Source organism: Microvirga tunisiensis (genome assembly GCF_009296175.1).
GTDB classification, from domain to species: Bacteria; Pseudomonadota; Alphaproteobacteria; order Rhizobiales; family Beijerinckiaceae; genus Microvirga; species Microvirga tunisiensis.
In genome coordinates this window covers 1-1524 of the sequence record NZ_VOSK01000727.1, presented here as the reverse complement: position 1 = coordinate 1524, position 1524 = coordinate 1, and the positions used below count along the sequence as shown (strand labels likewise).

General features: G+C 58.3%; 2 protein-coding genes and 1 pseudogene. 2 read left to right on the top strand and 1 reads right to left on the bottom strand.

Annotated elements, in window-relative coordinates:
* A pseudogene (locus FS320_RS46820) lies at positions 1-254 on the top strand (IS630 family transposase); the annotation flags it as partial.
* A gap of 95 nt (positions 255-349) precedes the next feature.
* Here FS320_RS46820 and FS320_RS43190 read toward each other — a convergent pair.
* Positions 350-610: a PilZ domain-containing protein gene (locus FS320_RS43190; protein ID WP_152718629.1), complete on the bottom strand. Its 261-nt coding sequence runs from the start codon at positions 608-610 to the stop codon at positions 350-352.
* Positions 611-1061: 451 nt separating this feature from the next.
* On the opposite strand from FS320_RS43190, the gene FS320_RS43185 reads away from it, so the two are divergent.
* The gene (locus FS320_RS43185) at positions 1062-1409 is read left to right on the top strand and encodes a cache domain-containing protein (RefSeq protein WP_152718628.1); all 348 of its coding nucleotides are present in this window, start codon (positions 1062-1064) and stop codon (positions 1407-1409) included.
* Positions 1410-1524: the final 115 nt, after the last annotated feature.

Below are 1524 nucleotides of genomic sequence, written 5' to 3'. Positions count from 1 at the left end.
ATCCGCGCTTCCACCTGCACTTCACGCCGACCTCGGCCTCATGGCTCAACCAGGTTGAGCGCTTCTTTGCCCTGATCACCCAGGAGCGCATTCGGCGGGGCGCCTTCACGAGCGTGCCCGATCTGGAAAGCGCGATCATGGACTACCTGGAGCACCACAATGCCGACCCGAGACCCTTTGTCTGGACCGCCTCGGCCTCAGCTATCCTGGAAAAGGTCGCCCGTGCGAAACAAGCGTTAGAGTCACAACACTAGCGGAAGGTGGTCTTCTACGCGAACCCCTTCTTTTTGGGAAGATTACCCTACAAGCAGGACGAATTTGGGGGTTATGATGCGGGTTCTACCGGTTTTTAGTCCGTGAACCTCGCCCCGTAATGAATCCCGGTGGTCCACACCAGCCGGACATTCGCTTTCGCGTCCTCCGACGGAATCTGCAGCTCGAATTCCAGCGGAACATCGGCAGGTGGGGACACCACCAGACGCACCCCGGCCTCCGACAAGTCCCAGACCGTGCATTCGATCGGTGCCTGAGCGGTCTTGCTCGCGATCCGTCCTTCCAGGTGGGCAAGATGGCGCTGACTTGCTCGACGCTCGGGTATCCGATGGCTCATCCTTGAGATCCTGCCTTTGAGGAAGAAACGCTTCTATAGCGGGAAGCTGGCGTGAAAATGTTTTTCGCATTCGCATGCCGTGAATAGAGGGCGAGCCGAATCCGATGAGGCCAAAAAAGAAGCGCCTCCCAACGGTTGGCGCTTAGTGACGATCCGTAGGGGCAAACCTGGATGGGGGTTGGGATTATGGCCCGATCCTTCGATGAGGGAAGGATCCGGCTCATGGTCATGAGAGGTAGGTGCATCTCGGAAGAATAAGGCATTTGGGATAGCCGCTTTCCGCCCGGACGCCATAGAGCAGTCCCTGAAGGGAATGAGGTGACGAGGGGGAGCCCTACATACTCCTTTCAGCCCCGTGCAAGCTTGGCGCGGTATTCCCCCGCCGCCTGGATCATGCGCGTCAAGGGGGCGCGCGCCTCTCACGGTCATGTGGGCAGGCCAATGAAGCAAAATGTCTGAAAAAGCATCTGGCGCGCCGAAGTTGGTGCGCGCTCTTTCGGGAGTCGCTGGTCGGTTCTATGCAGGAATGATCGCCGGCATTCTCGCTCTCATCGCACTCTCAATCTATGGCTCCGTCACGATTTCGACGGTTCTGACGGAGCGTAAGCAGGCAGAACTGAAGAGCCTGACCGAGGTTGCAATCAGCACCGTTGCCGATCTGGAGGCTCGCGCCCGGAAGGGGGAGATATCGACGGAGGAAGCCAAGAAGCGGGCTTTGGATGCCCTGCGCAGCATGCGTTACAACGGCTCCGACTACTATATCGCGTTTGACTATAAGCATGTCATCCTAGTGTTGTGACTCTAACGCTTGTTTCGCACGGGCGACCTTTTCCAGGATAGCTGAGGCCGAGGCGGTCCAGACAAAGGGTCTCGGGTCGGCATTGTGGTGCTCCAGGTAGTCCATGATCGCGCTT

Bases quoted from the DNA above. Each gene is read 5' to 3' on its own strand.
- FS320_RS43190 (WP_152718629.1), bottom strand. From the start codon at position 610: ATGAGCCATCGGATACCCGAGCGTCGAGCAAGTCAGCGCCATCTTGCC.
- FS320_RS43185 (WP_152718628.1), top strand. From the start codon at position 1,062: ATGTCTGAAAAAGCATCTGGCGCGCCGAAGTTGGTGCGCGCTCTTTCG.